The 24,314-nt window shown below is 59.0% G+C and carries 22 protein-coding genes; 10 read left to right on the top strand and 12 right to left on the bottom strand.

Translation table 11 applies throughout. From position 1 onward, the window contains the following. Nucleotides 1-324 precede the first annotated feature (324 nt). The 7 genes from GIW79_RS14060 to GIW79_RS14030 all read right to left on the bottom strand — a co-directional run bounded on the left by GIW79_RS14060 (nucleotide 325) and on the right by GIW79_RS14030 (nucleotide 9,990). A complete protein-coding gene (locus tag GIW79_RS14060; RefSeq protein ID WP_236455797.1) occupies nucleotides 325-2,667 on the bottom strand; it encodes an ATP-binding protein in 2,343 nt (780 codons plus the stop codon). After that, nucleotides 2,664-5,024 carry an ATP-binding protein gene (locus GIW79_RS14055; protein ID WP_054895708.1) on the bottom strand — a complete coding sequence of 787 codons (2,361 nt, stop codon included), beginning with the start codon at nucleotides 5,022-5,024 and terminating at the stop codon, nucleotides 2,664-2,666. Before GIW79_RS14055 ends, GIW79_RS14060 begins: the two co-directional genes overlap by 4 nt. A 29-nt stretch (nucleotides 5,025-5,053) precedes the next feature. Continuing rightward, entirely contained in the window at nucleotides 5,054-5,719 is a 666-nt protein-coding gene (locus GIW79_RS14050) for a response regulator transcription factor (RefSeq protein WP_003190442.1), read from the bottom strand. A 151-nt stretch (nucleotides 5,720-5,870) separates the two neighbouring features. Then, a complete protein-coding gene (locus tag GIW79_RS14045; RefSeq protein WP_032892352.1) occupies nucleotides 5,871-6,536 on the bottom strand; it encodes a response regulator transcription factor in 666 nt (221 codons plus the stop codon). A gap of 324 nt (nucleotides 6,537-6,860) precedes the next feature. After that, nucleotides 6,861-8,195: an EAL domain-containing protein gene (locus GIW79_RS14040; RefSeq protein WP_054895709.1), complete on the bottom strand. Its 1,335-nt coding sequence runs from the start codon at nucleotides 8,193-8,195 to the stop codon at nucleotides 6,861-6,863. A 137-nt stretch (nucleotides 8,196-8,332) separates the two neighbouring features. Then, nucleotides 8,333-8,755, bottom strand: coding sequence for a hypothetical protein (locus GIW79_RS14035; RefSeq protein WP_032892354.1), 423 nt, complete (start codon nucleotides 8,753-8,755; stop codon nucleotides 8,333-8,335). A gap of 20 nt (nucleotides 8,756-8,775) precedes the next feature. Then, nucleotides 8,776-9,990, bottom strand: a complete 1,215-nt coding sequence (locus tag GIW79_RS14030) for an EAL domain-containing response regulator (protein ID WP_054895710.1) — start codon at nucleotides 9,988-9,990, stop codon at nucleotides 8,776-8,778. Nucleotides 9,991-10,182: 192 nt separating this feature from the next. On the opposite strand from GIW79_RS14030, the gene GIW79_RS14025 reads away from it, so the two are divergent. Both GIW79_RS14025 and GIW79_RS14020 read left to right on the top strand, forming a co-directional pair. Next, the gene (locus GIW79_RS14025) at nucleotides 10,183-10,437 is read left to right on the top strand and encodes a hypothetical protein (protein ID WP_014718023.1); all 255 of its coding nucleotides are present in this window, start codon (nucleotides 10,183-10,185) and stop codon (nucleotides 10,435-10,437) included. 5 nt (nucleotides 10,438-10,442) lie between these two features. Next, the gene (locus GIW79_RS14020) at nucleotides 10,443-10,721 is read left to right on the top strand and encodes a hypothetical protein (RefSeq protein WP_020303212.1); all 279 of its coding nucleotides are present in this window, start codon (nucleotides 10,443-10,445) and stop codon (nucleotides 10,719-10,721) included. 19 nt (nucleotides 10,722-10,740) lie between these two features. On the opposite strand, the gene GIW79_RS14015 is transcribed toward GIW79_RS14020, so the two are convergent. Beyond that, nucleotides 10,741-11,241 carry a CinA family protein gene (locus GIW79_RS14015; protein ID WP_054895711.1) on the bottom strand — a complete coding sequence of 167 codons (501 nt, stop codon included), beginning with the start codon at nucleotides 11,239-11,241 and terminating at the stop codon, nucleotides 10,741-10,743. Nucleotides 11,242-11,363: 122 nt separating this feature from the next. On the opposite strand from GIW79_RS14015, the gene GIW79_RS14010 reads away from it, so the two are divergent. Then, nucleotides 11,364-11,762, top strand: coding sequence for a low affinity iron permease family protein (locus tag GIW79_RS14010; RefSeq protein WP_014718020.1), 399 nt, complete (start codon nucleotides 11,364-11,366; stop codon nucleotides 11,760-11,762). A gap of 34 nt (nucleotides 11,763-11,796) precedes the next feature. Here the strand turns inward: GIW79_RS14010 and GIW79_RS14005 are convergent, their stop codons facing one another. Beyond that, complete coding sequence (locus GIW79_RS14005) at nucleotides 11,797-12,858, bottom strand: M28 family peptidase (RefSeq protein WP_072448503.1); 1,062 nt, start codon at nucleotides 12,856-12,858, stop codon at nucleotides 11,797-11,799. Between the two features lie 192 nt (nucleotides 12,859-13,050). Between GIW79_RS14005 and GIW79_RS14000 the strand changes: the two genes are divergently transcribed. The 5 genes from GIW79_RS14000 to GIW79_RS13980 all read left to right on the top strand — a co-directional run bounded on the left by GIW79_RS14000 (nucleotide 13,051) and on the right by GIW79_RS13980 (nucleotide 16,236). After that, the gene (locus tag GIW79_RS14000; protein ID WP_072448501.1) at nucleotides 13,051-13,815 is read left to right on the top strand and encodes an OBAP family protein; all 765 of its coding nucleotides are present in this window, start codon (nucleotides 13,051-13,053) and stop codon (nucleotides 13,813-13,815) included. Nucleotides 13,816-13,895: 80 nt separating this feature from the next. After that, nucleotides 13,896-15,185 (top strand): SDR family oxidoreductase, encoded by a 1,290-nt coding sequence (locus tag GIW79_RS13995; protein ID WP_236455801.1) that lies wholly within the window; start codon nucleotides 13,896-13,898, stop codon nucleotides 15,183-15,185. A gap of 173 nt (nucleotides 15,186-15,358) precedes the next feature. Continuing rightward, nucleotides 15,359-15,640 (top strand): hypothetical protein, encoded by a 282-nt coding sequence (locus GIW79_RS13990; RefSeq protein ID WP_020303208.1) that lies wholly within the window; start codon nucleotides 15,359-15,361, stop codon nucleotides 15,638-15,640. Nucleotides 15,641-15,742: 102 nt separating this feature from the next. Then, nucleotides 15,743-16,000, top strand: coding sequence for a DUF6555 family protein (locus GIW79_RS13985; protein ID WP_236455799.1), 258 nt, complete (start codon nucleotides 15,743-15,745; stop codon nucleotides 15,998-16,000). Further along, entirely contained in the window at nucleotides 15,997-16,236 is a 240-nt protein-coding gene (locus GIW79_RS13980; RefSeq protein ID WP_019821471.1) for a hypothetical protein, read from the top strand. The genes GIW79_RS13985 and GIW79_RS13980 overlap by 4 nt, the downstream gene beginning before the upstream one ends. A 310-nt stretch (nucleotides 16,237-16,546) precedes the next feature. Here the strand turns inward: GIW79_RS13980 and GIW79_RS13975 are convergent, their stop codons facing one another. Beyond that, nucleotides 16,547-17,404 (bottom strand): SDR family oxidoreductase, encoded by an 858-nt coding sequence (locus tag GIW79_RS13975; protein ID WP_014718015.1) that lies wholly within the window; start codon nucleotides 17,402-17,404, stop codon nucleotides 16,547-16,549. Nucleotides 17,405-17,712: 308 nt separating this feature from the next. On the opposite strand from GIW79_RS13975, the gene GIW79_RS13970 reads away from it, so the two are divergent. After that, on the top strand, nucleotides 17,713-21,858 hold the full coding sequence (locus tag GIW79_RS13970) for a CheR family methyltransferase (protein ID WP_236477379.1): 4,146 nt from the start codon (nucleotides 17,713-17,715) through the stop codon (nucleotides 21,856-21,858). Nucleotides 21,859-21,873: 15 nt separating this feature from the next. Here the strand turns inward: GIW79_RS13970 and GIW79_RS13965 are convergent, their stop codons facing one another. Together GIW79_RS13965 and GIW79_RS13960 are read right to left on the bottom strand one after the other, a co-directional pair. Continuing rightward, nucleotides 21,874-22,389, bottom strand: a complete 516-nt coding sequence (locus tag GIW79_RS13965) for a hypothetical protein (protein ID WP_236455085.1) — start codon at nucleotides 22,387-22,389, stop codon at nucleotides 21,874-21,876. A 14-nt stretch (nucleotides 22,390-22,403) separates the two neighbouring features. Further along, complete coding sequence (locus GIW79_RS13960) at nucleotides 22,404-22,625, bottom strand: PLDc N-terminal domain-containing protein (RefSeq protein WP_003190416.1); 222 nt, start codon at nucleotides 22,623-22,625, stop codon at nucleotides 22,404-22,406. Nucleotides 22,626-22,913: 288 nt separating this feature from the next. On the opposite strand from GIW79_RS13960, the gene GIW79_RS13955 reads away from it, so the two are divergent. Beyond that, the gene (locus tag GIW79_RS13955; RefSeq protein ID WP_236279715.1) at nucleotides 22,914-24,188 is read left to right on the top strand and encodes a glycoside hydrolase family 68 protein; all 1,275 of its coding nucleotides are present in this window, start codon (nucleotides 22,914-22,916) and stop codon (nucleotides 24,186-24,188) included. Nucleotides 24,189-24,314: the final 126 nt, after the last annotated feature.

Raw genomic sequence — 24,314 nt, 5'->3', positions numbered from 1 at the left:
GGTGCTTGCAGCGGCAAAAAAGGCTGAAATAGACGGCAGGTTTGACCGGGATTTGAGCGGCTACCGTTTTTTGAAAGTGTCGATGGCGAAGTAGCCGGAAAACAGGGGCTACTTCAGACCATCCCTAATGCCGTTCAGTTAAGGCATTTTGTAGGAGCGAGCTTGCTCGCGAAAAACTCACAGGCGCCGCGCTCATTCAGGAAGCACACATTATCGTTGACGTTTTTCGCGAGCAAGCTCGCTCCTACAGAGGGCGATATACGCTTAACTGAACGGCATTAAGGCAAGCCCCACCTGTGAGAACGAGCGGGTACAGCAACGAGGCTATGCTGGCGCAGGCCTTTGACCAAGCAGCACGCTGAGACGCTCGGCAATCTGCTGCGCTGGCCAGTCACGCTCATCGCGCAATAGCCGTCCCAGGCTTTCGACAGTGCCCACCAGGTCGTCCCGCTCCAGCCCCAGCGCCGCCTCGTGCAGACGCTGAACTGCCTGCAACGCTTGGCTTCGCTCGCGCAAGGCCAGTGCCTCGATCAAGTCGTTGAAGGCCGTGCGCAGGATATGCGACTCCTCCTCTGGCTCTTCCTTGGGCATTGCCGGCAGCGGACCTTGCGGCATGTCACACCAAAGCTCGATCATCTGCTGCAACTTGGCCGGTGTAACCGGCTTGACCAGCACCCCGTCGAGCCCCGCATCAAAACAACGCTCAAGGTGCTCGTTATCGCTGAAGCCCGCGACAGCTACAAGCGGACAATGGGCACGCTGCAACACCTGCTCCAACTCACGAAAGGCGCCCGCCAGCGGCTCGATTTCACTGTTTGGCAAGTCGCAATCGATCAATACCATATCGACCCGTCGCACATTGAATAGCGTCAACCCTTGGGCGCCATCAACCGCCAGCAACACCCTACAACCCAGCGCTTGCAGGTGTGCAGGCAGTGTCTGTTGGCCGGTCACAGGCGCCTGCACCACCAACACGTGTACACCGTTACCCTCCACTTGGGCCTGCGCCGCTTCAGCCTGGGGTATATCCAGGGTCTTGGCCCACTCGACAGACAGTTTGACTTCAACCTCAGTACCCACGCCTTGGGTGCTGTTGAGGGTCAGCTCACCCGACATCAGCCTCACGAGGCGACGGCAAATCACCAGGCCAAGCCCGCTACCACCGGTACGTTTGTAAGAGTGCTTGGCCCGTGCATAGGGCCGAAACAGGCTGGCCTGCGCCTGCTGTGACAAGCCAATGCCGCTGTCGATGATGCGGATCAGCACGTGCGGCACAGGAACCTCTGGCCATTCAACCACCTTGAGCTGCACCTCCACCCCGCCTACCTCAGTGAACTTGACCGCATTGGAGATCAGGTTGCGCAGCACCTGACTCAAGCGCATGCCCTCCAGCATCAAGGGGCCGCTGGGGCGTTCACCACTCAATGTCAGCAACAGGCCTTTTTTTTCGGCGCCGGCGCGATACTCCTCCACCACCTGCTGGACTAAGGCCCAGAGGTCCACAGGCTCCAGGGTCAGGGTCAGTTCCCCGGCCTCCACCCTGGAAATGTCCAGCACGTCATCCACCAGCCGCAGCAAGGTATTGGCGCCGCTGTTGGCCAATTGAGTGAAGTGGCGCTGCTGTTCGTCCAGCGGTGTGTGCTCCAACAACTCGATAGCCGCCAGCACCGCGTTCATCGGCGAACGCACTTCATGGCTGACCACCGCCAAAAACATCGCCTTTTCCCGCTCGCTCTGCACGGCCTGGCGGCGCTGACGACGGCTTTGCCAGGCGAACGCGATCAACAGCAGCATCACCGACAGCAACAGCCACAACTCACCCTGGAAATGCTCGGCGATGTCCTTGATCGTCGGAATGTCCAGGTTCATGTCATCGAACCAGGCGTCATAGATCGCTTTGCGCTCATCGTTGCTGATGGACCCCAGCACTTTTTCCAGGATCGACAACAGGATCGCGTCGCTGTCACGCACCGCCATGCTCACGCCGGTGTGCAATTGCGGCACCACCCCGGATACTTGCAACACCCCCTGATACTGCCGGGAAAGATAGGGGATCAGTAACCATTCAGAGGCGATGGCGGCATCCGCCCGACCGTCCTTGACCATCGCCATGATGTCGACAGCGTTCTGGCCGGAGATCACCGTTATGCCGGGGACTTTCTGCTGCAAAAACGCCTGATACCCCTCGCGCCCCAACATCACCAGGCGTTTGCCGGCAAGTTGTTCCAGGTCCACGAATGGCTGTTGGCCAAAGCGGCTGACGAGGATGGTGGAACTGGTGTTGTAGGGCGTCGTATAGCGCATGCCCAGGTCCTTGACCGGATCGTCGTCGCGGCGCCGGGTTGGCAAGATATCCACCTCGCCGCTGATCAGCATGTCCTTGCGGGCGCTACGATTGCCGGTGACCACCGACTGAAAATGCAGGCCCGTACGCGCCGCAATCAAACCCAGGTACTTGGCCGATAGCCCACGCAACTGGCCGTCGCTGATGTACTCGAAGGGCAGCAGGTTGTCGAACACACCGACACGCAGCACGGGGTTGGCGGCGATCCAGTCACGCTCTTGCTGGGTCAAGGTCATCGACGGCGGGTCGGCCTGCGCATCGGCCAGGCCCGCGCTTGCCAGCAGCAACCACCCCAGCAGCAGGCGCAACCGTACAACCTTCATTGTTGCGTCATCGGCGGCGGCGCGACCATGGCCAGCATGTCCAGCGGGGTCTCCTCGCTCACGGCACGCCAGTGCTGAACCAACGCCTGAAGCGTGTGCACGTAAACCGGGTTGCCCCAGCCCTCCTCTGCCCGCAACAGGTTCTCCATGTGCGCGGCCGCCTGGGCCAGGGCCGGCCATTCGATGATCAGTGCCGCGCCGTGTAACCGATGGGCAACATGGATGGCCGAAGGGCGATCACAGAGCGCCATCGCCCTGAGCAGGCTCCCCAGGTCGGCCGCCATCTCACGGTTGATAGCGGCCTGATCAAGTGTCGGGGCCATCAAGCTGGCACGCGGTGCCGCCAACGTGACGCCGCACCATTGCTCGATCACGTCACTCAACTGCCCCAGACGTATGGGCTTGCTCAACGCCCCATCCATGCCCGCCGCCAGGCAGCGTTGAAGGTGCTGCTCGCCGGTCAAGGCGGAAATGGCAATGATCGGGCAGCGCGCTCGCCCCCATTGCTGTTCGAGCGCCCGCAGTTCGCAGACCAGGCTGTAGCCGTCCTGATCCGGCAGGTCGCAGTCCATCAATACCAACGCGTAAGCGCGCTCAGCGAACCGCACGCGGGCCTGGGCCGCATCGGCGGCAATCACTGGCACACAACCAAACCCGCTGATTTGCGCCCGCAGCACTTCCTGGTTGGCCAGGGTGTCTTCCACCACCAGCAGCTGCAAACCATCGGTGACATGCAAAGGCATTGGGGCTGGGGCTCGCGTCGGTTCAGCGGCCTCAGGGGCAAGGGTTGCGGGCAAGTACAGGTTGATACACGTCCCCACTCCCGGCTCGCTGCGCAGGGTCAGCGAGCCTTGCATCAAATCGACCAATTGCCGACATATCATCAGCCCCAGGCCGCTGCCTCCCGCACGCTTGTAGGACTGACTCGCCTGGGCATAAGGCCGGAACAAAGAGGCCTGCACCGCTTCGCCCATACCGATGCCGGTGTCGCGGACTTCAACCTGCAACTGATGCTTACCGTCCAGCAAGTCTTCCAGGCGCAGGGTGATGTCAACAGCGCCGGTATCGGTGAACTTGATGGCGTTAGACAACAGGTTATGAAACACCTGCGTCAGCCGCGAACGGTCAAGCCACAACGACGGCAGGGGTGTCTGCACGCTCACATTCAGACTCAAGTGTTTTTCCCCCGCACGCAGGCGATGCAAGCCCACTACGCCATGCACCAGCGCGATGACATCCGTCGCCTCAAGTGTCAGACGTAACGCCTTGGCCCCTGAATCCGGCCGGTGCAGCACATCATCGAGCAAGCGCACCAGCATATTGGCGCCGCTGTTGGCCAAGTGCGCGAAGTGGCGCTGCTGGTCATTGAGTCGGGTGTGCCACAGCAGCTCCATGGCCGCCAGCACGGCGTTCATTGGCGAGCGTATTTCGTGACCCATCACCGCCAGGAACATGGTTTTTTCCTGCTCGTTCCGCTCGGCCTGCCGCTGCTGGCGGTAACCGCGATAGACCAGCACACACAAGCCAATCAACGCCAACATGCCCAGGATCAAAAGATGCAAGTAATGGCTGGCGATGTCCCACAGGGTCGGCGCATCTACCTCCAGGTCCCGGTACCAATGCTCGTACATCGCATTCTGTTGTGAGGGGCTGATCGAGCCTAGGGCTTTGCCAATGATCGAGGCCAGCATGGCGTTATCGGTGCGCACCGCCATGTTCACATCCAACATGCTGCTGCCCACCACGCCAGAAATTTCCAGCACGCCCTGAAACTGTCGATACAAATAGGGCATCAAGAAGGCTTCGGAGGCCACGACTGCATCGGCACCACCGTCCCGGAGGGTGTTCAGCATGGCCAAGGCCTGGGGGCTTTTGATCAGAGTGGCTCGGGGTGCCCTTTTTCTGAGCAACTGCTCGTAATACTCCACATCGGGGATCACGACCGTTTTATCTTGTAGCTGGTCAAGGTCAAAAATATCGGCGTCGTCGACACGGGTCACGATGATCGGCACGGTAGTGTCGTAGACCAGCGCGGTAAGATCCTCGATAGGCGGCTCGTCACGAAAGCGAAAGTGCGAAGACAGCAGGTCTACCTGGCCATCCAATAGCATGCGCTCACGTGCAGCCCGGGTCTTGACCGGCACATAGGTGAATTCAAGCCCCGTGGCATCGCGCACATATTGCAGGTACTGCACCGGCCGCCCTTGCAGCACGCCATTACTCATGTACTCGAAGGGGACCAGGTTTTCCATCACCCCCACTCGAAGGACCGGATGCTGCGCTATCCACAGCCGCTCCTGCTCCGTCAGCTCAACCGGCGCCGCACAGGCAAGCGCGGCATCCAGCATCAGCAACATGAATAAGAGGGCACCCGGTCGCCATCGCCTCATGGTGAGCCGATGATTTTATTGAGCTTGAACAGTTCATTGTTCGAGGTGACCCCCAATTTGCGAAACGCTGAGGTTTTCTGGGTGCTGATGGTCTTGATGCTGCGATTGAATTTTTCTGCGATTTCACTCACGGTCATGCCCGCCAGATAGCAGCGGATCACCTCCTGCTCACGGCTGGTCAGCTCGGCCTGGACCAGGGCATCCGAGGCTTCGCTGGGGTCTTTGCGCGTCTCGCTGGTGACGGTTTCCGCCAGGCGATACGTCATGTCGGTGCTCAGGTACACCGCGCCGGAGACCACCTTGCGAATGGCCTTGACCACTTGCGTCATGTCCTCGCCCTTGCCAACAAAGCCACGGGCACCGACCCGCATGGCCAGGGCCACGGTAGCCGGGTCATGATGGGCGGACAACACCAGGATCTGGCAACTGGGAAACTTGACCCGCAAGGCGCGGATCAGCGATACGCCATCCATCTCGTCGGGGCTCAGGGAGAAATCCAGCAGCAGCAGGTCAGCCGGAGCGCTGACCAGGCCGGCGAGCAAGTCGCGGCTTTTTTCATAAATGCCAACCACGTCAAAGTTGGCCTCGGCCGCCAAGGTGTTGGCGAGCCCATGCCGAACAACAGCGTGGTCATCCAATAGAGCAATGCGTACAGGTTTCATCGTATTCGAACCCACTTGGCCCCGCTTAGGTGGCGCGGTCAAACAACAGGGACAGCTATTACGGCACTTCAAGGAGTATATGCAACAACCGCCAAAGGGCACGCCCGCCTACCGCTGTTTTTGCGCGCGTCGGCGTGGCCTGCGTTTAGCGTTAAACACTCTCGATGATGTGCTTGATCCGAAACAGCTCGTTGTTGGACATCACGCCCAACTTGCGAAAAGCCGAGGCCTTTTGCGAACTGATGGTCTTGATACTGCGGCTGAATTTTTCAGCAATTTCGGTGATGGTCATGCCCGACAGGTAACAGCGGATCACCTCTTGCTCCCGCGCAGACAAGCTGACAAAACGCATCGCGTCATCGCGTGATTGCTCCTCACCGTCATAGTTGACCGCCGTGGCTTCGGCCACCCGATAGGCCATGTCAGCACTCAGGTAGACAGCGCCCGAGGCCACCAGCCGCACTGCGCTGATCAATTGGCTCATGTCTTCACCCTTGCCGATAAACCCACGGGCACCGACGCGCAGGGCAAGAATCACCGTGGCCGCGTCATGGTGAGTGGAAAACACCAGGATTCGGCAGCCCGGGTACTTTACCCGCAGAGCACGGATCAGCAGGATGCCATCCAGCTCATGAGGGCCGAGCACAAAATCGAGCAACAACACCTCGGCCGGGTGTGTCAGCAGGCCGGCCATCAACTCACGACTGCGAGCGTAGACCCCCACCACTTCAAAATCAGGTTCCTGTACCAACCGATTGACCAAACCATGCCGCACGATTGCATGATCATCCAGCAAAGCAATTTGTAGGCGTTTCATAAATGACGGAACACTCTGTATAGCGTGCAAAAAAATGGACAACAGCGCTGCCTCACTCTGAATAAGTTAAGGTCCTCTCAGACTCATCCATTTCATCAATTACATCCGTGCAACTGAACATCACACGCCACACGCTCACTCCCTATAACTTAACGCGCACAGGCTCACCATCGCAGTTAAAAAATGCGCCAATTCTTCACAATAACAACGGTATAAAACTTAATAGATCTGCGAAAAACTTAATATAAGAAAACTCCTAAAAACCAAGAGCTGACCTACACACATCAAGTTCCAATACTTACCTGCCCGCCAAACTTTACAGCCTCAGCCGTTCTTTTCCCGCTCAATCACAAAGTTCAAGAAGGCGTCTATTTCCATCGGGCGCGCCAGCGCATAGCCCTGCCCTACCCGGCAACCCAGGCGGTGCAGCAGGGGGATCGTGGACTCGTCCTCGATCCCCTCCGCCACCAGGCTCAGGTTAAGCAGACCTGCCCAGTTCACAATGCCTGCGATCACCTTGCGTGACGAGGCGTGCTGCTCGACACCGCGCACAAACGAGCCGTCGATTTTCATTTCATCAAACGACAGGTTCGCCAACAGCTTGAAAGTGGCTGCGCCGCTGCCGAAGTCATCCAGCGAAACCTGAAAACCCTTGGCGCGAATAGTCGTCAATGACGCCGAAAGATGCAGCTCATCCGGCTCCTGCACATCTTCGGTCAGTTCGACTTTCAGCAAGCGGCTCGGCAGATCTGCCTGGCGCATGCGCAAGGCCAGGCGCTCGGCAAAATTGGGGGTGCACAGGGTCTTGGCCGACGCATTCACCGCGATAGGGATCGTAATGTTTTCGCGCTTTAACGCTAGCATCACGCGCAGAGTCCACATCTCCACCAGGCTGAACAGCAACAGGTCCAGGCCGAGACGGTTGACCAGCGGCATCAACACCGCAGGCGGAATTTCACCAAAGCGCGGGTGCTTCCAGCGCACCAACGCCTCAGCGCCGACGATGCGCCGGCTCAGCAACTCGAACTGTGGCTGAAAGACAAAGCGCAATCCCTCGCCGGTGGTCAGGGCGTTGATGACTTCATCCTCAGCCAGCGACTCAAACGTCATGGCCTGCAGCTTGGGGTCCGGTTGAGCGAGGGTCAGCAGCACCGTGCGCAAGGCATCGCCCAGCTCCAGCGGGCCACCGTCACGCAAGATCTGCACGCTGATTCCCGCCGACTGCGCCAGGCGCGAATGGGATTCCAGTGCGCTGATGGCTACGCCGCCCATGTGCTTGACCCACAACTGCTTAGCGGGCGCTTCGCACGCCGGTGTAACTGTTGCTTCGATCAAATTTTCCTGCACATTCAGGGTGGTTTCGCCGGTCCAGAAAATACTCGGAAACTGCATTAACGTACCCGCGTCATGCAGTGCTTTGAGCACACTTGGCAACATCAAGCCATCGCCACACTCGGAGCGGATTTCGCACACGATGATGTCCACGCGGTGCGCGCTTAACCACGCCTGCAGCGCCTCCAGCGAGGCGACCGTGGCCAGCGGCGTGACCCCCATGCCACCCAACGCAGAGGCGAGGCGCAAGACACACGCAGGGTCGGTTGCCAACGTGATCACGCGCAGGGCGCTGAACTCGTTAGGCACGGCGGCATTTAAGATCATGACAAAGAATTTCCCGAGATTGTTTCAGCGAAAAAGCTTATCAGTGCCTAAAAAGAAGCAAATAGGAATGGGACTAAAAGCATAAAACTGAGGCGGTGGCGGGTCCCGCGAAAAGCGTGCAATAGCTCACATCAGGATTAATTGGATTCCAGCAACGGTCTGCCCGAGCGCTGTTTTATTTGCACATCCACCCGATCCATGACGCGCGCCAGAATCGATCGGTCCGGAACACCGGAGGCAATAAAGCCGCAGCGTTGCGCCGTGACTGGATTATCGGGAAACGCTTGCAGGGTCACGCCCTGATAAATCAATGAGTGTCTGACACACGCGTACTCCTCAAGCATTTGCTTAAACTGTGCGCCCGCCGCGTGCACGGTTTCTTCATTGATCACCAACAGATCAAATACATCCCTTGCGTTATCCAATAACGTAATCAACACCTTGAGGGAATCGACAGGCACAACGCGGTGGTATCCCAAATGGCCAAGGTCTTTTTCAATACTCATTCGCCGGGTGGCATCGCTATCTACCAACGCGATCCGCAAACGTGGATTGGACATAAAAGCCCTCCTGATTGACATCAAATATTGCTGCGCGAGTTCAACTGGGTCGCCAGCCAGGCCAACGCGCGCGCAGCGTTCATGGGACGAGCACAGAGATAGCCCTGGGCCTCGTTGCATCCCAGCTTCAGTAATCCCTGGCGCTGGTTTTCGTTCTCGACGCCCTCCACCACCACTCGCATGCCCAGTGCCTCGCCCAGTGCCAATGTGCTACTGACCACGGCACGGTTGCGCGCACTGCTTTGAAGATCGCGGGTAAATGCGGCGTCCAGTTTGATTTCGGTAAACGGCAACTGGCACAGGCGCTCCAGCGAGGAATAGCCGGTGCCGAAGTCATCAATCGACAGGCCGGCACCCATCATGCGCAGTCGTATCAGGGTGTCGAGCACGGCGGGAGAAACTTCCAGCAGGCCGCATTCAGTGATTTCAAACGTCAGACGACACGCAGCAATGGCGTGGGATTGGAGTGAATCGCAAAGACGCGGCAATAATGAGCCACGACCGAGCTGGTCGGACTCCAGGTTGAATGCCAGCGATAAGACCTGCTGCTGCTCTGCCGACTGCTGCAAGAACTCAAGGCCTTGTTGCAACAGCGCGAAGAACAGTTCATCCAATGCGCCAACTTGAGCGAGCAGCGGCAAAAAATCTGCCGGATACAACAGGCCGTACTGTGGATGTTGCCAACGCGCCAGCACTTCAAAACCGCGCACGTGCCCCGTGCTCAAATTGAACTTGGGCTGGAAGAACGCCTTGAACTCATGCCTTGAAAAACCCCCAGCCACGCAGGCCTTGCTCAAGAACCCAGACCGGCTGCTTCGGCGCGCCTGCTTTGTCGGCGCGCCAATCCTCTCCAAGTAGCGGCTGAGCATAGGCGCAATGGCGCTTGCTGGCACCGGGAAGTCCACATAACCCAATACACTGATGCCCAACAGGCCTGCCATGCGATCAATTGCATCGTGCAGGTCCGTGCCATGGGCGCTGAACATAATGAGCGCTTTAGCCAAGTGGCCACGGCCGAGCACTTCGATGGCCCTCAAGCCGTGTGCGCCCTCGTCCTTCAAGTTGCACAAGGCGATATCGACAGGCCCGGTACGCTCGAGCAACTCAACGGCCGCCACGACATCGGCAACGGCGGCCACCTCTTCACACCCGACCTCCCGGAACACCTGGGTGGCAACAAGCCGCTTGAACGGGTGTTCTTCGATGACCAGAACACGAATAGGTAGGAAGGACATGGCAGAGCACACATAAGTGGGGATGTGCGAATTATCGGCAGACCTTCAGCCGGCGTATTTAGGAACGCTCCTAGAAAGGGCCAGAAATATGTAAGGTAGAACATCTGCCCCAGCAGCCATTACCTTGCCAGTATTTACGCCAACTGATTCTGAGCTAGCCTTAACGCGCTGAGTCCTTTATGCGGTGAACTCATGGATACGCTAACGAAAGCCGAAATCGAAACGGCCCTGTCCGCTCGCCTTCCCAAGTGCGCGGTCAAGTGCGCGCTCAACGCAGACGGCAGCCTTTCAGTCACTGTAACGGCGCACGGTATGGACCAATTCACCATCGCGAACATCAACCGCGCCCACTACCACGGTGTTTCGGGGATCAACCGGCTTGTGCGGGAAATACGTGAAGAAATGGTCATCGCCAGACAGTCTTTCTGGCTGTCATCGGTGGGGTAACAGATATGCCAGACGCTACTGACGCAACGCTGCAACCGGTCAACATTCAATACCTGCATGACACGCTGTTCGGTGTGAACACGCTCGCCAGCGAATGCATGGGGCAACTTGTGCGCACTGCGCCCGGCGTGCAGTTGCGGCTTGCACCGCCATGGCCAAAGCTATTGCCGAAGGCCCACTGGATTAGCTTTGAATGGAATGGTCAGGCCTATCGTGGCGTGGTGCAGGAGGCTGAATCCTTGACCAACGGCGACTTGCTGATGGACATCGAACCGCAGCCGTAAACGCGCACACTTGGCAGCATTAGGCGCGTTCACCGACCATCGCCCGTTGGTGAAAATGCGGCAGCCATTTCAATGCATGAAGAGACGCGGCCAACTGCACCTGCTCACGAGAACCCATAAAGCGTTCCTTGCGACTGAACACACTCAGTGCCCCGCCGTTTCGATAGGCCCAGGCAAAACAGACAGTGCCTGGGGGAATGCCATCAATTCCATCCGGCCCCAGCAGGCCAGTGGTGGCGACCGCCACATCAGCGGGGCTGTCGCGCAGCGCGCCTTGGGCCATTTCCTGAGCGACCTCACAGCTGGTGAGATTGAAGGTATCGATGGTATAGCGACGCACGTTCAACAGCCGCTGTTTCGCTTCTGGCGAATACACCACGTACCCGCTTTCGATCCACGAACCGCTGCCGTCGACCTGCGAAAGCAAGGTGATGATCTTGCCTGCGGTACACGACTCCGCCGTCGTGATGACCAACTGATGGTGCTTGAGGTATTCAACGATAGAAGCAGCGACCGACATGCTGAGTGCTCCTTTGCAAGAGGGATTTGCTCATTGATTTTTGTCAAAAAAAACGATTTGTAAAAAAGAATTTCGAAATTCTGCTGGGGTCTACAGAGGAACATCCCCCAGGAGACAGCACCATGAAGTTCGCGAAATTCTGCCAAAAACTCTCCAACCAGGCGGGCAGCTCAAAAACCTTTCTGACAGCCGTCAGCTTGATTGCTGTTTGGGCGCTCACCGGGCCTTACTTTCATTACAACGACACCTGGCAGTTAATCATCAATACCTCCACCACCATCATCACCTTCCTGATGGTGTTCCTGATCCAGAATACCCAGAACCGTGACAACGATATTCTTCATCTGAAACTGGACGAGCTGATTCGTGCCACCAAAGAAGCTCACAATGCGGCGTTAAGCCTGGATAAGCTTGGGTCGCGTGAGTTGCAAAAATTGCGCGAGCAATACAGCAAGCTGGGGCAACCCAATGCGGCCGATGAAATCAGGCAGGAGACAGATTCTCCAAGCGGCCCAATCTGAGCCCCACGCCGGTCAGCGTACCTTGCCCCGTCTATCAGGTTGCAAGGTACTCGGCCAATGTCGCGGCACAGGCCTGCACCGCCCCATCCACAATCAATTCATAACCATGGGTATTTTCCGTTGGAATGGCCAGGCAGCCGGCGCGGGCACAGGTCCCGTTACTCATGACCGCACTGGCATCCGAAGCGAAATCCACCAACAGCGCATATTGGGGGCTGTAGCCGCAGCGCTCTGCGGCAGCCGCCAGGTCGTTGACCACCGCCCGGGTGTAATAGCCTTTCTGGTCCCCGGTATTGATGATCGGGTCGACGGCCAGGCGCGTGCCGTATTCCTGCATGACCGGCCCCACCTCCACCGCGATGGTGGTGTCGCCGGGTAGCGTCGACGCGGCATACATTGCCCCGGCATTGCACTCCTCTTCGAGGGTGGTGAATACCAGATAGACATCCCTGGCCAACGCCTCCCGGCGCGAAGCCAGCAGCTGGGCTGTATGCAGAACGGCAGCAATCGGGGCGCGGTCATCCAGAAAATGCGCGGCAATGGCATCGCCCACTTGGAAGGGCTCACGCCAATGCCGGCTCAGCACCACACGGCTTCCTGGCCGAATGCCGTGCTCGCGTAATGCCTGGGCAGTGCATCGCGTGATCACATGAACGTCGTTCCAGTGCACATCGCCCGAGAGCACATCAGCCCCTTGTGCCGTATTACTGGTCGCGTGCATCGAGCCAAAGGACAGCACGCCAGGAAGGATGCGTGCGTCCCCCAGGATATCCACCGGGCACACACCAAAGTTGACCGGGTTGGCCCCACCCAACGCCGTCACCCGCAACGTGCCATCCGCCTCGACGCGTTTAACCACCATGGCGATTTCATCCATATGCGCCATGACTTTAACCGCACCGGCAGGCTCGGCATCGCTGGGTTTGCCCTTGATCAAACCCACCACATTACCTGCCGGATCGACCCAGGCCTCATCGCACAACGGCGTCAGGCTTTCCAGGCATATGGCGCGCACCTCGTCCTCCTGACCGCCCGGCCCGCGTGCCTGGAGCAATTGGGTAAGCAGCGTCGACGCTGGATTTTCAGTCTTGTGCATGGGATGAACACCTCACTGGCAGGTAAGCAATTGCGCTGTCAGCGCCTCTATAAAAAACGACCTGATGAATGAGTGAGTGTTCAACTCAAAGCATTTTGAACGCCCCGTACGCGCGTCTTTCCAACGAGAACAGGATCAAACCTGGCTTTGATCATCGCGCATGAACACACCGGCAACAGGAGGCAGCCGACCATGACTGACAACCCCATCCATCAAGTGACCCAATCCCTGGCCGCAGCAGTGACGCTGGCCCTGCTCAGCGCCTGCGCTGGCAACAACTCACCCTCGAATGTCGAGGCCCCCGGAAAACCCACAACACCCTCGACCCGAACACTGGAAGCCGGCGCCGCCCTGCTTCAATCACGCCCGCCGATTGACGCACTGAACGCCTACCTGGACGGCTTTCACTTCTACAACGGCCATCCCGATGTACAAATGGAAGCCCATCACTACTGCGCAATCCTCAATGAAGAGGTCATCCAGTGCGTGATCTACGACGGCAACCGCAAGGATGCGAAGTTGATGGGCGTGGAGTACATCATCAGCGAGGCGCAGTTCAACACGTTGCCCGCGCCTGAAAAGGCGCTGTGGCACAGCCATGTGCATGAAGTGAAGTCAGGGCAACTGGTCGCGCCGGGAATTCCTGAGGTGGCGGAACATGCGCTGATGGAGAAGCTGGTGCACACCTACGGCAAGACCTGGCACACCTGGCATACCGATCTGGATAAACGCCTCCCGTTAGGCGTGCCTCAGCTGATGATGGGCTTTACCGCCGACGGCCAGGCTGACCCGCGCATGGTCGCCGAGCGAGATAAACGCCTGGGCATCGACAGTGCCGACAAGAAAAAGACGCGTACCGATATCCCCGCGCCGCCCATCGCCCCTGGGGCGGACGCGTGGCGCCAGGGCACGGTTATCCAGATCGCCGACCCGACCCTGAAGGCCCATCAACATTGACACCGCCATTCAGTCATTTGGATTGAACGATCATTTGCGGGCCTTTCTCTACCCAAGACCAGCCAAAGGAGGATGTCATGATGATTGATACCGCAACCGGAATGAGGCCTGGCGAGCGATACGCCGTGGAAAACCTGGAGCGCACACCGAACTTCAGCGGGTTTTTCCTGGACGGAAAGTACTACCTAGGCCCTGAATTGATGACGGCCGTCGGATGGCTTGAAGGCCAGACTTTTATCTATGATGAGCTCGACGCCACAGGCGAACCGGTGTTTCCCGACCGCGTCGCTGGCACCGTCGAAAACCTGACCCTGATACTGACTGACGGTACCCGCCTGCAACTGCACCCGGTGCCCGTCCACGTGCCCGAGGATTCGCCTGGCGTCATGCAGGCCAAGGGGAAACTGCACGGCAAGACCGTGGTGATCACCGGCGCCTCCAGTGGCATTGGTCGCGCGGCTGCTCACGCCTTTGCCGAGCAAAGTACCCGCTTGGTATTGGCGGCCCGAGATGAAAAAGCCTTGGAAGAGGTGGTCGAGGAATGCGCTGCGCGTGGCGCCGAGGCCATCGCCGTTAAAACCGATGTAACCCAGGGCGACCAGATGCGCGCCCTTGCCGAACAAGCGGCTGCCTTCGGCAATGGCCGCATCGATATCTGGATCAACAACGCCGGAGTAGGCGCCGTCGGCAGTTTCGAGGACACGCCCCTGGAAGCCCACGAACAGGTGCTGCAAACCGACCTGCTCGGGTACCTGCGCGGCGCCCACGTGGTGTGGCCCTATTTCAAAGCCCAGCACCGCGGCACTCTGATCAACACCTTGTCGCTGGGCAGTTGGGTAGCCCAGCCCTATGCCGTCGCCTACTCCGCCAGTAAATACGGCCTGCGCGGCCTGACTGAGGCACTGCGCGGCGAGCTGACTGACTACCCGGATATTCATGTGTGCGACATCTATCCCGCCGTGATGGACACACCGGGCTTTCGCGATGGCGGCAATTTTACCGGCCACGAGTTGACGCCACCGCCACCGGTCTACGACCCACATAAAGTCGCGCAAGCGATGGTGGCCTGTGCGCTGCAACCGAGGGACAGCACCACGGTAGGCAGCGCTGCCACCGTGGCCCGCGTCGCGCATTTTTTGCTGCCCGGCTTTGCCCGGTTATCCGGTTGGCTCACCCGCCTCGGCCTGGAGCGCAGCCCGCGCGCCGTGACCTCTACGGGCAACCTCTACACCCCGGCAAGCGGCGAACGTCGTGTCGAAGGCGGCTGGCGGCAAACCCGCCGTACGCCCTATGGGATGGTTGCAATAGGCGCAGCGCTGCTAGTGGGCGGCGTTGTCGTTGCGCGCAAATATTCGGCTCGTCACAAATGAAAACGGGGCAAATCCCGAATACCAGCCAGTCAAGCACAACTCCTCTGTGGGAGCGGGCTTGCTCGCGAAGGCGGTGGATCAGTCACGTCAATGTTTAATGGACGGACGTCTTCGCGAGCAAGCCCGCTCCCACATTTGATCTTCGTTGTTCCCTTTACATGAGGTAACCCAGCATGTCTTACGACTACCAAGGTATTGCCAGTGTCATCACTGCCTCGCGCCATCTTGGAACACCCTCAGATGAACGCCTTAACGAATCAAAAAACATCCAAATGACCAGTAGCGGTAAACCGACCATCGCGCGCTTGGACTTTGACACGCCAATGGATTGGCCCGGCAATCCCAACTTTATCACCGTCAATTTGCCCGACGGCTCCTCTGTCAGCGGGGTCATCGCCGAGCTGCAACGCCCGGCCGATGGGCCTGGATGGGTCACCTTTACGGTAGACGATTAGGTCTCGTCCACGCCCTGCGCCCAATCATCGAATTGTCGGACAACTTATTTGAATTTTTTTTGACGTCAAATATCTGTAGTTCATGAGTATCAAGGAGGCCTCATGAAACAAAACGACCTTTTCACTATCGAGTACCAGCTGCACGGCGAGCCCAAGTCCTTCATCGTGCGCGCACCGCGCATGGACAATGCCGAGGCTTGGCATTGGGCCAGTTGTGACGCTGGTGTGGCGGTCATCCCCAAATTTGGGCAACACACGTTCAAGCGTGTGTCCAAACCGATGGCGGAGAAATACGGCATTACCCAGGTGCGCTGGAGTGGCGCGGCACAGATTCAATGGGCGGAGGGCCTCAGAGGATGAACAGTCAGACTCTTGGTTACACAACTACAAACAGGCGGGACGACGAGGTCACGCGAAACGCCGAGATGTTCTTCGAAGCGGATCGATTGGACGCGTTGGCGTACGAGATCATTGAGTCCTACAGCGGCGATGCGCAGACGTGGGCGCGCTTTACCGAGGCGAAGAAACGTGCGGATGCGCAGCGTACAGTGGCCTATCGAGAGTGGATGCGAATTCATCGGTCCAAGCGAAAATAACGTCAGCCAGCATGCATCGACCTGACACCCCCGCGATCCAAATGTGGGAGCTGGCTTGCCTGCGATAGCGGCCTGACAACCAATCAGGATGTCAGGCCGAGTGTATATCCCCTCGCGTTCACGCCCCTGACTCAGGGTCTGTTGAAGGCCCTCCAGGAGCGACACCGCCTTGCCTATGTGCCTGTTGCCCGCCTGCCGGTGCCTGCGACTTATCGTTTCGCTTAGCCGCCGCCGGGCGCACCTTGCGCTCAGAAGGATTCGGTTCGTGGTGCTTCGAGGCTTCGCTCATACCGCCCTCCTCAATCACTGATCAAAGTATCGGCTTGCCACCCGTCACGCCGTAGCGTTCGCCGGAGATGTAGCTGCCTTCATCCGACGCCAGCAGCACGTAGATCGGCGCCACTTCCACTGGCTGGCCTGGGCGTCCCAATGGGGTGTTGCCGCCAAAGTTTTTCACCATGTCCGGCGTCATCGTCGAGACGATCAACGGCGTCCAGATAGGCCCGGGGGCCACGCTGTTGACGCGAATCCCGCGCTCGCCGAGCATCTGCGCCAGGCCGGCGGTGAAGTTGGCAATCGCGCCTTTGGTGGCCGCATAGGGCAACAGGCTGGGGTTGGGCATATCGGAGTTGACCGAGCTGGTGTTGATGATCGAACTGCCCTCGGCCATATGCGGCAGCGCGGCCTTGCAGATGCGAAACATCGCGGTGATGTTGACGTTGAAGGTTTTCACCCAGTCCTCGTCGGGGATGTCTTCCAGCGATTGATAGGTCATCTGGAACGCTGCGTTGTTGACCAGCACATCGATGCGGCCGAACTTCTCCACGGTGTCGTTGACGATGGCCGTGCACTGCGCCGCATCGCCCAGGTCGCCGGGCAGTAACAGGCATTGACGACCCGCCGCCTCGACCCAGCGTGCGGTCTCCTTGGCGTCTTCATGTTCATCCAGATACGACACCGCCACGTCCGCGCCTTCACGTGCGAAGGCAATGGCCACGGCCCGTCCGATGCCGCTGTCGGCCCCGGTGACCAAGGCGATTTTATTGGCGAGCCGGCCCGAGCCTTGGTATGACTGCTCACCGCAATCGGGCATCGGGTCCATCTTGCGCTGCTCACCGGGTACGGGCTGTTGCTGGGCGTTGAAGGGTGGTTTTGGATAGCTGTTCATCAGAACGTCTCCTGGGTGGGTTTCTCTTTGCGAGGGTTCGCCAGGAAGCGAAGTTCAGACGGATTTTCAGAAAATCGGATAACCGTGCTACCACGATGGCCACTCGTCAGTTTGATTAAACCTTCCGCAGGCTGCGCGCCTCAACCGGGTGTAAGTGGTCGGTCGAATGACCGGGTGGCCTAAACGCATTTTTTGTTGGCGGCAGGTTTTCAGCTATATTTCACTGTCGGTTCAGCCCTCGCCCTCGTTGCTCAAGTTCTTCCCTCTACACCCGTCTTCCTGTGCGCCGTTATCCAAGGTTGGTATTTATGAAGTCTGCCCCCCCGCGGTCCCCCAACGTTCCGCAACGCAAAGATCTGACCCCCAGCAACTTGAATTTCCCGGTGGTGGGTATTGGCGCGTCGGCGGGCGGGCTGCAAGCCGTGAAAGCGTTCTTCGAGCACATGCCCAGAGACTGCGGCATGGCCTTTGTGGTGATCCTGCATCTTTCGCCCGACCATCAAAGTGTGGCGGGCAAGATCATTCAGGAAACGACCCGCATGCCGGTGTCGCAGGTCAATGACGCCACGCCCATCGAAAAGAATCACGTGTACGTCATCTCGCCAGCACAGCTCTTGAAGATGAATGATGGCTACCTCGCGGTCTCACCTGCCGTGCGCGAAGGTGGACCGCACATTGCCATCGACCTGTTTTTTCGCGACCTGGCAGACACCCATAAAGAACGCGCGTTTTGTCTGATCCTGTCTGGTACCGGCTCAGATGGCGCGGTAGGGCTGTCGCGCATCAAAGAGCAAGGCGGCATCACCCTGGTACAAGCACCGGAAGACGCCGAGTACGATGGCATGCCGCTGGCGGCCATCGAAACCCAGATGGTCGACCTGGTGCTGCCTGTGGTGGAAATGCCGCAGAAGCTGCTGGAACTGTGGCGCAATGCCCAGTCGATTGTGCTGCCCACCGCCAACGACCCTGAGATCAAGACCACCCCACCCAGTACCGAACGCGATGCCGCCGTGGCCGAGCAGCTGTTGCTGGATATTCTGATCCAGTTGCGCGCCAGTACCGGGCATGACTTCAAGCATTACAAGCGCGCCACGGTGTTACGTCGTATCGAGCGGCGCTTGCAGGTCACGGCCCAACCCGACCTCGCCACCTATTACAACTTCCTCCAGGCCAACCCGGACGAAACCAAGGCTTTGCTGGGCGACATGCTGATTGGCGTGACCAACTTCTTTCGCGACCGCGAGGCCTTCGAAGCGCTTGAGCGAGACGTAATCCCCAACCTGGTGAAGTCACTGGAAGACAGCGTGCCGCACCGTGAGGAAGTGCGTATCTGGTCGGCAGGATGCTCCACCGGCGAAGAGGCCTACAGCCTGGCGATGCTGGTGGCCGAGCAACTGGCGCTGGACGCCAGCGGTGCAAAGATGCAGGTGTTTGCCACTGATATTGATGAGCGGGCCATTACCCATGGCCGCAACGGCGTGTACCCCGAAGCGATCATCACCGACGTACCGCCTCAACGGTTGCGCCAGTACTTTGCCAAGGAGAAGAACCAGCACTACCGGGTGCGCAAGGAAATTCGCGAAAAGGTACTGTTCGCCAAACACAGCCTGTTGGCCGACCCACCGTTCTCGCAGATCGACCTGATCGTGTGCCGCAACCTGTTGATCTACCTGGACCGCGAAGTGCAACGCGACATCCTGCAAATGTTCCACTTCGCGTTGCGCCCCGGAGGTTACCTGTTTCTCGGCTCCTCGGAGTCGGCCGACGGCTGCCTGGACCTGTTTGTACCGGTGGACAAGCGCAACCGCATTTTCAGGGTGCGTGCCGGCTCGTCCGCCGTGCGTCGCGCCCCGACCATGCCGCGAGGCGGCTACCTGCGCCCGAGCGCCAGGACGCTGGCGATTGAAACCAAGGCGCCCAGCAAGGTCTCGTTCGCGGACATCCATCTGCGCGCTCTGGAAAAAGCCGCGCCGCCCAGCGTTATCGTGAATATGCAGGCCGATATCCTGCACATGAGCGAAGGCGCAGGTCGATTCCTGCGCTACGTGGCCGGCGAGGTGACGCACAACCTGCTGACGTTGGTGCATCCCGATTTACGCCTCGATATCCGCACCACCTTGTTTCAGGTCCAGCAATCGAATAGCCCGGTGTCTTCGCGCAAGATCCGCATCCAACGCGAGCAAGGCCCCTTCCTGGTGGACATCAGCGCCCGCCCCTACCGCGATGAAGCGACCGAAAACGACTACGTGCTGGTGATCTTCCAGGAAACCGCCGTCGACCCACAGCTGCCCGACATCGACACCGTCAGCCAGGCCGAAAACGCGATCATGAGCAACCTGGAGCGCGAGCTGCAACGCACCAAGTTGCACCTGCAGGACACCATCGAACAGGCGGAAGTCTCCAGCGAGGAACTCAAGGCCTCCAACGAAGAAATGCAGGCCGTCAACGAAGAACTGCGCTCGGCCACCGAGGAGTTGGAAACCAGCAAGGAAGAGTTGCAGTCGATCAACGAAGAATTGCTGACCGTCAATTTCGAGCTCAAGACCAAGGTGGAAGAGACGGACAAGGTCAACGACTACCTGACCAACCTGATCGCGTCCACCGACATCGCCACGGTCTTTGTCGACCGCAACATGCGCATCCGTTGGTTCACGCCACGGGCCACGGATATTTTCAGTATGTTGCCGGTGGACACCGGACGCTCATTGCTGGACATCACCCACCGCCTCAATTACCCGCAAATGACCGAAGACGCCGCCACCGTGTTTGAGTCCCTGAGCTTGATCGAGCGGGAAATCAGCAGCAACGACGACCGCTGGTACATTGCGCGGTTGCTGCCTTACCGCTCCAGTGAAGACCACATTGATGGCACCGTGCTGACCTTCATTGATATCACCAAGCGGCGTCAGGCCGAAGAGGAACTGCGCCTGGGCGAGGAGCGCATGCGTCTGGTTGCCGAGAGCACCCACGACTTTGCCATCATCATCCTCGATGACCACGGCGCCATCACCGACTGGAACACCGGTGCCGAACTGATCTTCGGCTACACCAAGGACGAGGTGCTGGGCGCTTACTACGACCTGATTTTCTCCCCGGAAGACCGCTCCGCTGGCGTGCCGGAGAGCGAACTGCGCACCGCCCGCGAACATGGGCGTGGCGAAGATGAACGCTGGCATGTGCGCAAGGATGGCAGCCGTTTCTATTGCAGTGGCGAGGTGACGCAGCTCAAGAGCGACAGCTTGCGCGGCTACGTCAAGATTGCCCGCGACCTTACCGGCCACAAACGCACCCAGGACGAACAGAATCAGCGCTTGAAGGAAACCCAGACCAAAAGCCATCTCAAGGATGAGTTCTTCGCGGTGATGTCCCACGAACTCAAGCATCCGTTGAACCTGATCCAGCTGAACGCCGAACTGTTGCGGCGCTTGCCAGCCACCAAGGTCGCGGGCCCGGCCATCAAGGCGGTCAATACCATCTGCGAAGCGGTGTCCAGCCAGGCGCGGATCATTGACGACCTGCTGGATGTCGCCCGGGTTCGCACGGGCAAACTGAAGCTGAAAAAGCAACCGATCGACCTGATTCGCACCCTCAAGGACATTCACAGCGTGGTCCTTGCCGACGGTCATCGTCGCCAGGTCAGCCTTCAGACACCTTCGGTGCCGGGCCCGTTGATCGTTGACGTAGACCCCACGCGCATCGAGCAAGTGATCTGGAACCTCGTCAACAACGCCCTGAAATTCACCCCCGAAGACGGCCAGGTGCAGTTGGTGGTCAGCCGCTCGGACGGGCGCGCGCAACTGGACGTCATCGACAGCGGCGCGGGCCTGGCCCAAGAAAGCCTGGAAGAAATCTTCGACCTGTTCGGGCAAGCGGAAAACCAGCACCAGACTCACCAGCGCGAAGGCCTGGGGATTGGCTTGTCGTTGGTGCGGCAGCTGGTGGAGGCCCACGGCGGTTCGGTGAGCGTGCATTCGCGAGGGCTGGGCTTCGGTTGCACCTTTTCGATCTGGTTGCCGCTGTGCGAACAGCAGGATCATCTGCTGGATAGCGGCGCTACCCAGAACGAAGATCAGCGCCTCAATGGCCTCAAGGTTTTACTGGTCGATGATTCAGCCGAAGTCCTTGAGGTGCTGAACATGCTGCTGGAAATGGAAGGCGCCCAAGTGAGCGCCTTCAGCGACCCGTTAAGCGCACTTGAAACAGCCCGGGATGCCCAGTACGACGTGATTATTTCGGACATCGGCATGCCTAAAATGAATGGCCATGAGCTGATGCAGAAGCTGCGCAAAGTAAGCCACCTTCGACAGGCTCCCGCCATCGCCTTAACGGGCTATGGCGCTGGCAATGACCAGAAAAAGGCGACTGAATCGGGCTTTAATGCGCATGTCAGCAAACCCGTGGGCCATGACTCGTTGATCTCCTTGATCGAAAAACTGTGCCGCTCACGCCGTTAGGGTTTGGGCTGACGGTCAAGGGTAGATGAACTGAGAGAAGCGCACGGACGCCCCTGTTGGTCGCGACACCTGGGTATCCACGCTGCCCACCGTGTCGCTGCGCAAGGTCAGGTACAACACGGCCTGGCCGGCGCTGTCACTCAGCATCCAGACGCTTACACCCTCCCCGGCCGCCCTGGCCTTGAGCGGCTGCGGCTGGAGCATCTCGATATTGAAACCGCGCAGCAGCTCACCGCTCAACTCGACCTCCAGGGGTTCTTGGGCCTTGCCTTGCACATGAATCACCAGCCCATCGGAGGCGCCATTGCGCAAAAAGCGTTGGTACTCCACGCGCAACTGCCCATCGGCACTGCGCACTTCGCGGGTGCTCAGCGGCCCGCTGGAAAACAGGCCCGCCAGGCTCAGCCCCATCAGCACCAGCAGCGCGTACCAACCCACCCTTTCAAAGCGCCAGACCTTGCGCTGCAAGGCCATATCTTCCGGTACCGGGTAGTTGCGGCTCTGTAAGTCGGCGGGGTCTGGGTTGTTCATAGCGCGGCCCGGACTCAGCCCTTGCTGTGCTCGGGAGAAGACGGCCCCTTGGTGACACCCCTTGGGCCGGCAATCGCCCATATCGCGGCGCCCAGGAACGGCAGTACCACGACGACAGCACTCCAGCCTGCCTTGCTGGCCGATGCGTTATCGCTGCGCCAGATGCTGTTGATGATCCACGCGTCGAGCAGTACGAGGATCACTGCCAGGCCTATCCAGAAGTAAGTGGTTTGCATGATGCACCTCCAGGTTATGTAACTTTGGGTGCGCAGGCGCAGGCAGGGTTCATTATTTTTGGGCTTTCTGCCTGGCGCTTGGTTTGCCGCCATCATGCGGACAACTTCGCCGATCCATTCAGGAACGAACCTCTTTAAACAAGACACGCTGAAACGTATCAGCTTTGGAAAAAGCACGAATTATGCACAACTGCATTTTTAACCTTGACCCATAGCGACGAGTCCTCTAAATTCAAATAACTGTATATGAATACAGTATTTTGAATCCCTTCATGGACGAGGCTTACTATGAAAAGCACCCCTTCGAAATTTGGCAAAACACCCCATCAACCCAGCCTGTGGACCCGCGCCGATGCGCTCAAAGTCCATGCGGACGACCCCACCACCACCCAGCCGCTGGTCAGTGCGAACTTCCCGGTATTGAGTGACGAGGTTTTTATCTGGGACACCATGCCGCTGCGTGATATCGACGGCAACATCACCTCCGTCGACGGCTGGTCGGTGATCTTCACCCTCACCGCGGATCGCCATCCGAACGACCCGCAATACCTCGATCAGAATGGCAACTACGACGTCATCCGCGACTGGAACGATCGCCATGGCCGGGCAAAGATGTACTACTGGTTCTCCCGCACCGGCAAAGACTGGAAACTCGGCGGCCGGGTAATGGCTGAAGGGGTTTCGCCCACCGTGCGCGAATGGGCTGGCACACCGATCCTGCTGAACGAACAAGGCGAAGTGGACCTGTACTACACCGCCGTCACGCCCGGCGCGACCATCGTCAAGGTGCGTGGCCGCGTGGTGACCACCGAGCACGGCGTCAGCCTGGTGGGCTTCGAGAAGGTCAAGCCGCTGTTCGAGGCGGACGGCAAGATGTACCAGACCGAAGCGCAAAACGCCTTCTGGGGCTTTCGCGATCCATGGCCATTCCGCGACCCGAAAGACGGCAAGCTGTACATGCTGTTCGAAGGCAACGTGGCCGGCGAACGCGGCTCGCACAAGGTCGGTAACGCCGAAATCGGCGACGTGCCACCCGGCTATGAAGAGGTCGGCAACTCGCGCTTCCAGACCGCCTGCGTCGGGATCGCCGTGGCCCGCGACGAAGACGGTGACGACTGGGAAATGCTCCCACCGCTGCTGACCGCGGTCGGCGTCAACGACCAGACCGAACGCCCGCACTTCGTGTTCCAGGACGGCAAGTACTACCTGTTCACCATCAGCCACACCTTCACCTACGCCGACGGTGTAACCGGCCCGGACGGGGTGTACGGTTTCGTCGCCGATTCGCTGTTCGGCCCGTATGTGCCGTTGAACGGCTCTGGCCTGGTACTGGGCAACCCGTCCTCCCAACCGTTCCAGACCTACTCGCACTGCGTCATGCCCAACGGCCTGGTGACCTCCTTCATCGACAGCGTACCGACTGACGACACCGGCACGCAGATCCGTATCGGCGGCACCGAGGCACCGACGGTGGGTATCAAGATCAAAGGGCAGCAAACGTTCGTAGTCGCCGAGTATGACTACGGCTACATCCCGCCGATGCTCGACGTCACGCTCAAGTAAACGGAGGCTGTAAGACAACGGGTTTGAATTCGATGACAAACCCGTAGTGGATAGCATCGAGGTATCCCGTCTGATGCAACTCACCCCACCTCACTGGCTACAAGGATGTCGCCAGTGAGGTGGGGT

Origin of the sequence: Pseudomonas sp. PA-7-1E (assembly GCF_021605325.1) — a bacterium.
GTDB classification, from domain to species: domain Bacteria; phylum Pseudomonadota; class Gammaproteobacteria; order Pseudomonadales; family Pseudomonadaceae; genus Aquipseudomonas; species Aquipseudomonas fluorescens_BV.
Note: the sequence above shows the minus strand (reverse complement) of the source record. Positions and strands in the feature narration are given on the sequence as shown.